8 protein-coding genes are annotated in these 9,389 nt (G+C 46.6%); 7 read left to right on the forward strand and 1 reads right to left on the reverse strand.

All coding sequences use genetic code 11. From position 1 onward, the window contains the following. Window positions 1-302 precede the first annotated feature (302 nt). The 4 genes from pstS (at window position 303) to pstB (ending at window position 4,596) form a co-directional block, all read left to right on the forward strand. Window positions 303-1,439 (forward strand): phosphate ABC transporter substrate-binding protein PstS, encoded by a 1,137-nt coding sequence (gene pstS / locus RID09_RS14785; protein ID WP_446336691.1) that lies wholly within the window; start codon window positions 303-305, stop codon window positions 1,437-1,439. 208 nt (window positions 1,440-1,647) lie between these two features. Beyond that, the gene (pstC, locus tag RID09_RS14790) at window positions 1,648-2,598 is read left to right on the forward strand and encodes a phosphate ABC transporter permease subunit PstC (protein ID WP_446336692.1); all 951 of its coding nucleotides are present in this window, start codon (window positions 1,648-1,650) and stop codon (window positions 2,596-2,598) included. 127 nt (window positions 2,599-2,725) lie between these two features. Next, window positions 2,726-3,637 (forward strand): phosphate ABC transporter permease PstA, encoded by a 912-nt coding sequence (pstA, locus tag RID09_RS14795; protein ID WP_446336693.1) that lies wholly within the window; start codon window positions 2,726-2,728, stop codon window positions 3,635-3,637. A gap of 149 nt (window positions 3,638-3,786) precedes the next feature. Further along, the gene (gene pstB, locus RID09_RS14800) at window positions 3,787-4,596 is read left to right on the forward strand and encodes a phosphate ABC transporter ATP-binding protein PstB (protein ID WP_446336698.1); all 810 of its coding nucleotides are present in this window, start codon (window positions 3,787-3,789) and stop codon (window positions 4,594-4,596) included. 138 nt (window positions 4,597-4,734) lie between these two features. Here the strand turns inward: pstB and RID09_RS14805 are convergent, their stop codons facing one another. After that, window positions 4,735-4,923, reverse strand: coding sequence for a hypothetical protein (locus RID09_RS14805; protein ID WP_446336694.1), 189 nt, complete (start codon window positions 4,921-4,923; stop codon window positions 4,735-4,737). A gap of 648 nt (window positions 4,924-5,571) precedes the next feature. Here RID09_RS14805 and psb27 point away from each other — a divergent pair. The 3 genes from psb27 to RID09_RS14820 all read left to right on the forward strand — a co-directional run bounded on the left by psb27 (window position 5,572) and on the right by RID09_RS14820 (window position 9,023). Beyond that, on the forward strand, window positions 5,572-5,970 hold the full coding sequence (gene psb27, locus RID09_RS14810) for a photosystem II protein Psb27 (RefSeq protein WP_446336695.1): 399 nt from the start codon (window positions 5,572-5,574) through the stop codon (window positions 5,968-5,970). Window positions 5,971-6,241: 271 nt separating this feature from the next. Further along, window positions 6,242-7,723, forward strand: a complete 1,482-nt coding sequence (locus RID09_RS14815; protein ID WP_446336696.1) for a family 10 glycosylhydrolase — start codon at window positions 6,242-6,244, stop codon at window positions 7,721-7,723. 76 nt (window positions 7,724-7,799) lie between these two features. Next, window positions 7,800-9,023, forward strand: a complete 1,224-nt coding sequence (locus RID09_RS14820) for a response regulator (protein WP_446336697.1) — start codon at window positions 7,800-7,802, stop codon at window positions 9,021-9,023. Window positions 9,024-9,389 lie beyond the last annotated feature (366 nt).

Below are 9,389 nucleotides of genomic sequence, written 5' to 3' on the forward strand. Positions count from 1 at the left end.
TATAAACGGACGTGGAGAGGGTGTAAGACCTCATTTGGAGGCAACCTTCAGCGAAGCGTCAACCCCAATCAGCGACCACCCCTAAAAAGGTGGCGTGGTGAGGAATCCCCCGCGCTCTTTAGCCGGGGGAGGATGTCAACGGATAATTAATACTAGGGGTTTTGGAACCCGAATTAATAACAGGGGTTTGGGAACCAAACCCCTACAGAAATTCAATTGAAACCCGTTAACCTTCTCTTTACGAATGAGGGGTATCCTACAAGAGACTTACCGTAGTGTAATTGTCTTTGAGGCTTAGTTAAATGGTGTTCCGTCTCGCTTTCATTAATCCAGCTCGTTTAGTCCGCTCCGTTTCTGTACTCGCTCTAGCCGTCAGCCTAGCGGCGTGCGGAAATCAAAGCACTGACACGGGAGAGACCGATCAAACAGGTATCGCAGGTGAGGGAAGCGACAAACTCGCCCTGGCTGAACCTGTAGCGCTCACCGGTGCTGGTGCATCGTTCCCCGCCCCGATATACCAGCGTTGGTTCCAAGAACTCAGCACTGAATATCCGAAACTCCGGGTCAACTATCAATCCGTCGGTAGTGGCGCTGGTGTGGAACAGTTTCTCCAAGGTACAGTAGACTTCGGCGCTAGCGATGTTGCCATGAATGACGAAGAAATAGAGCAAGTTGATAGAGGCGTTCTCATGCTGCCGATGACGGCTGGTAGTATCGTACTGGCATACAACCTGAATGGGATAGAAAACCTGCAACTGCCACGGGATGTGTATGTGGATATTCTCCTCGGTAACATTACCAACTGGAATGACCCAGCAATTGCGGCGGCAAACGAGGGTGTAGAGTTGCCCGATGAAAAGATTAACGTGATTCACCGTTCCGACGGTAGTGGAACCACAGGCGTCTTTACCAAACACCTGAGTACGATTAGTCCAGAGTGGCAAGAAAAAGTTGGGGAAGGCAAAACCGTCGAGTGGCCCACCGGGATTGGGGCAAAGGGAAATGAAGGGGTTACGGCTCAGATTCAACAAACGGAAGGTGCAATTGGCTATGTCGAATACGGCTACGCCAAGCAGAATGACCTCAACTATGCTGCCTTGGAAAACCAATCGGGGAATTTTGTCAAGCCTACTGATGAATCGGCGTCAAAAACGTTAGAAGCTGTGACTTTGCCAGAAAACCTGCGGGCATTTATTTCCGATCCCGAAGGCGAGGAATCCTACCCCATTGTTAGCTATACTTGGCTTTTGGCTTACCAGGACTATCCTGAGCCGGAGACGGCGAAATCTTTAGAAGCAACAATTGAGTATATGTTGACTGAAGGTCAAGAAATTGCCCCAGAGTTAGGGTATGTGAAGCTACCGCAAAATGTGAGGGAAAAAGTGGCAGAGGCGGCTGATGTGATTAGCCCAGATTATGACATTGACGTTAGCCAATAGGATTACGCGACCTGAGGGAGATGAGGCAGTTGTGAGTTTATTCACAATTATTCCACTCGTTGGGGCGGGTTTAGTGCCATCAGGGTAAACAAGAAAAGATAACAGTTAAACCCGCCCCTACATAAAACTCTACCTTCCTCAGATGCTACGTTTGAACTGTTCGCTGGTATTGTGGAAATTCTGATAACTTGGTTCACTTTGATCAATTATGACCACACAAGCTGAATCCCATTCAGCAGTACTCCCCGAACGGTCGAGGGTTGAAAAGACTCTGGACCGGGGGTTTGTCTGGCTGGCTCGCATCTTGACGCTGTCAGTTGCGGGAATTTTAATCTTCATCGCGATCACAGTGGGCATAGAAGCCTTGCCCGCGATCCGGGAATTTGGTCTGAACTTTCTGGTCAACAGCGCGTGGAACCCCGTAGAAGACAATTATGGGGCGTTACCCATGATCTACGGGACGCTGATGAGTGCCGCGATCGCACTGCTGTTTGCTGTACCTCTGGGAATTGGTACCGCTGTGTTTTTGAGCGAAGACTTTCTGCCCAAATCAGCGCGGATGACTCTGGTGTTTATGGTGGAACTGTTAGCGGCGATTCCTAGTGTGGTTTACGGGCTATGGGGCATTTTTGTTTTGATTCCTGTCCTGATTCCTCTTGAGGAGTGGCTGCATAACAACTTCGGCTGGATTCCTCTGTTTAGTACAGAGCCTACACGAGTGGGTATGTTTCCGGCGGGTATTATTTTAACGATTATGATTTTGCCAATTATCACGGCAATTTCTCGCGATTCCCTGGCGTCTCTACCTCCAGATCTGCGACAAGCATCTCTGGGCTTGGGAGCCACCCGCTGGCAAACTATCTTTCGGGTTCTGATTCCGGCTGCATTTTCGGGCATTGTCGGTGGCATAATGTTAGGGCTAGGTCGAGCGATGGGAGAAACCATGGCAGTGACCTTGCTGATTGGTAATGCCAATCAACTTAATTTTTCTATACTTGCTCCAGCCAACACCATCGCCTCCCTTTTAGCGAATCAATTTGCTGAAGCTTCAGGTTTACAGGTTGCGGCTTTAATGTATGCCGGGTTCGTGCTATTTGTCTTAACACTAATCGTTAATATTCTGGCGGAGTTGATTGTGCGCCAAGTTAAGAAGTTTTAAGGTGAGATAGTGGGAGCAGGAAAGTAGAGACGTAAGGCGTGGAACGTCTGCACAAAGGGAATTTTAAGTTCATTCAAAACCAGGTTCCCTCTCTCGAAGGGTCAAAACGTCAAAACTTGAAAACTTTATGTCAGAAAATATCCAAGATCAACAACCTGAAGACTTTCCCACTCAAAGTTTTACTCGTTCATACACGAGTGGGCGATCGCTGTTTGGCATCGTGATGACTATCCTAGCCGGAGCTTGCCTAGTTATTGCCCTGATTCCGTTGTTTGCCGTTATTATCTATGTGATCATCAAAGGATTTAACCGCCTGAACTTAGACTTATTTACGGAATTGCCACCGGCGGCGGGTTTATCCGGTGGTGGTGTGGGCAATGCGATTGTCGGTACGTTGATTGTGATTGCGATTGGGGCGCTGATTAGTTTTCCCATTGGGGTTTTAGCCGCCGTTTATCTGTCAGAATTTAGTTCGGGTTCAATTGCTCGCTGGATTCGCTTTGCCACTAATGTTTTGAGTGGTGTCCCTTCAATTATTGCCGGGATATTTGCTTACGGGCTGATTGTGCTTGGACCTGGATTCATCCCCTGTTCAGGTAGCTTTTCCGCATTGGCGGGAGGCGTAGCACTGGCGGTACTGATGCTACCGATCATCATCAGAACCACAGATGAAGCCCTACAAATTGTGCCTCAGGACGTGCGCTGGGCGTCTGTGGGTGTGGGAGCTTCGGAATATCAAACCGTATTGAGAGTGGTTCTACCCGCCGCTTTACCCGCCATCTTGACGGGAACTACCTTGGCGGTTGCTCGCGCCGCTGGCGAAACAGCCCCGCTGATTTTCACAGCTCTATTCACCTTCTTCTGGCCCTCAGGTATATGTCAACCGACTCCCTCCCTGGCTGTGTTAGTTTACAATTTTGCTACCTCGCCTTTTTCGGATCAGCAAGAATTAGCTTGGGCGGCTTCTTTAATCCTGGTGGCTTTGGTCTTATTAACCAGTGTAATTTCTCGCTGGGCAACTCGGAAAAGCATTTACTGACTTATTGATTATGAATTATCAAATTAACCGACCTATATAGAATAAAATCTGAAGTTCAATAAAGTTCTAAGTTCTAAAGAAAACCTACTTGTTGGAACAAGATGCCAACTCAAAAATCAGTGGAAATTATCATGGAATCTCATCGGAAAATGTCCGAGCCAAATCAAGCCAATGAGCAATCAACAGAAACGGTTTTACGAACGGAAAACCTAGATATTTACTATGGCAAATTTTTAGCGGTTAAGGGGGTGTCTATAGCAATTCCCAAAAACCGGATCACGGCTTTTATCGGTCCTTCGGGTTGTGGTAAAAGCACATTGATCCGCTGCTTCAACCGTCTCAACGATTTAATTGATTCATTTCACATTGAGGGTAAAGTTTACTATCGCCAGAAAGACCTTTATGACAAAAAGGTCGATCCGGTAGAGGTACGACGGCGGATTGGTATGGTGTTCCAAAAACCCAACCCATTCCCCAAATCAATTTATGACAATATTGCCTATGGTGCCAGGGTGAATAACTATAAAGGTAATCTAGATGAATTAGTTGAAAACTCCCTACGCGCTGCAGCTTTATGGGATGAGGTCAAAGATAAGCTAAAAACCAACGGAATGTCTTTATCGGGGGGACAACAGCAACGGTTATGTATTGCCCGTGCGATCGCGATTAACCCAGATGTGGTATTAATGGACGAACCTTGTGCTTCTCTTGACCCGATTTCAACCCTTAAGGTTGAAGATTTAATGCACGAACTGAAACAAAAGTACAGTATTGTGATTGTGACGCACAATATGCAGCAAGCCACAAGGGTTGCTGATATGACCGCCTTCTTCAATGCCAAAGCCACAGAAAAGGGCGGAAAGCAAGGGTACTTAGTCGAGTATGACGAAACTGAAAATATCTTCCAAAATCCCAAGGAGGAAGCCACGAAAGACTATGTAAGCGGACGATTCGGTTAAGTTCCATCGTCCCCAACAAATCCTCGCTTCAATCCACGGATATACTGTTCCCAAGGGGATTAAATCCACTGGGCAGTTTCCGGCTAACTCAACATAATTCGCGCGAATCCCCGCCCTCAAGAAGTAGGACGGGGTTCATCAAGGATGACGACTTTCAGCCTTGTCAATCAAATCCTCTGCCATCTCCACCGCCATCAGGATCAGTTTCTGTTCTAGCTGTCCTTGGTGTCCCTCATCACTGATTGTGGTGTAAATATGAGGATTAGCCAGCATACCTGCGAGTAATTGAGATGCCATTTGTTTGACTTCGTTCGTTTTTGAATCCATGGTTAACACCCATCCAGTATCTCTGGCAAGGATACGATATTTTGAGATGACAAAGCTATTGACACTCTGCGCTCTTGCATAGGCACAGATTCTAGCCTCGATTAAAACTATGGTCTTAATCGATTGGGCGCTGTCAAGACGCCTCTACTCGCTCAAACCTGCTACCTGGCGATACAGGCATTGCGTCTACTTTTGACACTTTTTGCTTTCCGAGTCCATCACAAAGCCAATTTGGTACGCTCCTCATCCTGCCATTACTTGCTCGTCTAGTCGTTTCGCAGCTTGCGTTCGGTTCTTCGTAGCGGGGATTGCTCCGTACTAGAATGATTCGTTGCATAGATGGTGATTCTTACTCACAAATTTATTCTATCAGTTTGACGGCAGCTAAAGCTGCGTTGTCCCTTGGACGCCCCGACTTAAAAGATCGGGGCTACCAAGCTCCGGTTATTTACGTGTGAGCGTCTCAGTGACGACACTTTTCCAGATGTTTTCGCTTCACTCATGCTTCGCTGTCCTCACTACCTTACACTGAAAACTCGCCAGCCATGCCCTCGAAGGTCGTGAAGGGTCAAAACTCAAAACTATGTGACACCAATCCGGGTTAGGATCAATTTTACTTTGAAATTTTGTCTATTGTGAATGATGCTTATGAAGCGCTACTTATCCCGTCTTGTTGCCCTTGTCCTCGTGGTTGCGATCGCGCTAACGGGGTGTTCGTCGAGCAGTACTGGTTTGGTTGGCAATTATAGCCAAGATACTCTAACCGCTTTAGAATCCTTGAGAGCGGCTATTGAAATACCAGACGATGCGCCTAATAAATCAGAGGCTCAGTCAAAAGCGCGTCAAAGCATTAATGAGTATATTTCGCGCTATCGTCGAGATAGCTCTGTGGCTAACCTAAGTTCGTTCTCCACCATGAGAACAGCCCTCAATTCTCTGGCAGGTTACTATAGCTCCTATCCCAATCGTCCCTTACCCCAGAAGCTCAAAGATCGTCTAGATCAAGAATTCCGACAGGTGGAACGAGCGATAAGACGTGGAGCTTAACCTGATTTAAGGGGAGCAGGGGGAGCCAAGTGCAATGATCCGGAAATAGGACACAAGGCTTAGAAGTGACATACTCCCACACTGACTGCTTGCAGTGTGGGCTTCTCATCCAATCCAGCTATTGCTTAGGAGGCGATGAGCTTTATTGACGACACGGGAGTTCTCTAAAGAAGAACGTCCTTAAGTCTCTATGGCATAATTTGTCGATTCGTTCGATCGTCTGTTAATACTAAAGACACTCACTTGTCGTTCTTTTGTGGTTTTTAGAGGAATGTCCAACAGTCTTGTCCCTAGGGGATGGCATTGGCGATATTATTATCGCTCACTGGTTGCAGCTTTGTTGACAAGTAGTGTCATCACTCAGGGCTATGCGGCTAAAACGGCGCAGGCTCAAACGGCTGCTTATTGCCAATTTGCTGATGATGCGATCGCGCAAAAAGAAAGCCTTCGCCTGGGTGCGATCAAAGGGAACCCAGATTTTGATAACCGCTATAAAGCCATCGTCAAACAACATGCTGATGTTTTGCGCCAATGTCGCTCTCGCACCTTCCCCCAAGATCAAGCGATATGGCTACGCCTATATGCCTGTGATGTTCGCACGGGTGCGATTGACGAGATTCTTGACCGTATCGTAAATCGAGGCTACAACAAAGTTTATGTGGAAGTCTTTTCTGATGGTCAAGTCTTGCTCCCCGCCTCAGACAACCCCACCCCCTGGCCCCCAGTCGTGCGAACACCAGGATATGAACGTGTGGATTTATTAGCCCAGACTATTCAAAAAGGGCATGAACGGGGATTGCGGGTTGATGCTTGGATGTTCTCGATGAACTTCGGTTACACTTATGCCCAGCGTATGGATAGGCAAGGTGTCCTCGCTCGCAATGGTCGAGGTCAAACCAGTTTATCCTTTGTTCACGACCAGTCCCAAGTCTTTATCGATCCCTATAATAATCAAGCTAAAACGGATTACTACCAACTGGTTCAGGCAGTGACGAAACGTCGCCCTGATGGTATGTTATTTGACTATATTCGTTATCCTCGTGGTAGCGGCTCAGATTCGGTTGCCACTAAGGTTAAAGACTTATGGATATATAGTGAAGCTTCCCAACAAGCCTTATATAATCGCGCTCTCAACAATCAAGGACGCGAACTGATTCAACGCTACGTGCAGGATGGTTCAATTAGTACGAAAGATGTAGAATCAGTCAAGATACGCTATCCCAACGAACCCACACCGATGTGGCAAGGTCGATCGCCCTCCGAGGCAGATAGTACAGCCGCCCTAAACTGGCAATTGTGGCAGCTTAGCGTTGCTCATGCAGCTCAAGGGGTGTTAGATTTTCTGTCCATGGCGACATTACCCGCTCAGCGTGCTGGAATCAAAGCCGGAGCTGTATTTTTTCCCGACGGTAATCAAGTTGTTGGTCAAGGAGGGTATGATTCCCGACTGCAGCCTTGGGATCATTTTGCCCCAACTTTAGAGTGGCATCCCATGTCTTATGGCGTTTGCGGTCACACAGGTTGCATTGAGAACTTAGTCCGACGAGTTGTGGATCGGGCGCCGATGAATACCAAAATAATACCAGCCCTAGCCGGAACCTGGGGTAAATCTGTCAGCAATCGCCCCTCTCTAGAAAAGCAGATGGAAGCAATCCGTCAGCGAATTCCTGGTATAAGTAGCGTGAGTCATTTTGCCTTTTCCTGGCAAGATCCAGAATTTGACCGCGATCGCAAGTTCTGTCGGCTACAGTAAAGTTTCAAGCCTCAGTCGGTGTAATAGCATGAGTTTAGCTTTGACATTTTAGTGAACCTGACTCAACCCCTTTACCATGACTAACCTAAAAACTCCCGGCTATGTCTTGATTGTCGATGATCAACCCAACAATTTGCGTCTGTTATCGACAACTCTAAGCGAGGCGGGATATAAGGTGAGAAATGCTATTAGCGCAAAAATGGCATTAATGGGTATCGAAAAGGCTCTGCCACAGCTAATTTTGCTGGATATTATGATGCCTCAAATGGATGGGTATCAACTATGTCAGCACTTAAAATCAGATGAACGAACCCAGCACATTCCCGTTATTTTTTTGAGCGCGTTGGATAATGAATGGGATAAGGTAAAAGCCTTTGAGGTGGGAGGATCAGACTATATTACCAAGCCCTTTCATGTGCAAGAAGTGTTATCGCGGGTGAAGAACCAACTGACGATTGTCTGCCAGCAACAGCAAATTGTGGAGCAAAATTGGCAATTGCAGCAACAGAATCAACAACTTCAGCAACTCAACGGGGAGCTAATCCGCTCGAATCAAGACTTGGAAGAATTTGCCCGCATTGCCTCTCATGATTTGCGATCGCCCCTGCAAACGATGAAGGCGTTTGGTCAGCTCTTTTGCCAAAAATACCAGGGTTTGCTGGATGACAAAGCTGATCATTACATGAATCGGATTTTAGAGGCAGGCGATCGCATGGAAAAGCTGATTCAAGATTTGCTTAACTATTCACGAGTTGAAACTCAGGGGGCAGAGTTTGAACCAACGGACTGCAATCAGGTGATCGAGTCCGTTTTGGCGAATTTAGACAGTGTGATTCAACAACGGGGTGCTGTGATTACCTGCGAACATTTACCTATTGTCATGGCAGATGGCATCCAACTGGTACAACTGTTTCAAAACTTAATCAGTAATGCCCTCAAATTTTGCTCCCCTGAGGTGGCACCAGAGATTAAAATTGCGGCAGAATTGCGCCAAAAAATTTCTCCATCAAGTTATGAGTCCGCTATTGTGCCGCCGATTCCGCCAGAACCCACTGAGTTTAATGAATGGGTGTTTAGGGTTCAGGATAATGGTATTGGCATAGAATCGGCATATTTTGAACGAATTTTTAAGGTGTTCCAACGTTTACATACCAATGAAGAATATCCAGGAACAGGGATTGGTTTATCGATTTGTCAGAAAATTGTGGAACATCACGACGGGCAAATTTGGGTCGAATCATCTCTGGGAGTAGGAACAATGTTTTATTTCACGATTCCGGCATTATTGACCGAGAACTAGGGATACAAGCCCTCTGGAGTTATCTAAATTAGGCTCAATACTTGGTAGTTTTCTACGGGTGTTTGGTTTAAGTATTGCCGCAAGGATAGATAATTGTAAGGTGTGTTGCACCTCTACGAATTGACACTCCCCGCCCTATAAGTGCGGGGATTCTTAGTTCCGCGACACACCTTACAATTATATATCCTTGCGGCAATACTTAAACCAAACACCCGTACAAAACTACCCTAATTTTTTCTGGTCAGTTGTATTGCCCTAAAATCAACATGATTTGCGTAAATTAGAGTTAACGGTACCGGGTCAAAAGATAATTCCAAAACTTTATGACAATGTCTGGCAAGTTGAACAGGAAAAAATAGTAAACCA

Source organism: Coleofasciculus sp. G1-WW12-02, from assembly GCF_040219735.1.
Lineage (GTDB): Bacteria > Cyanobacteriota > Cyanobacteriia > Cyanobacteriales > Coleofasciculaceae > Coleofasciculus.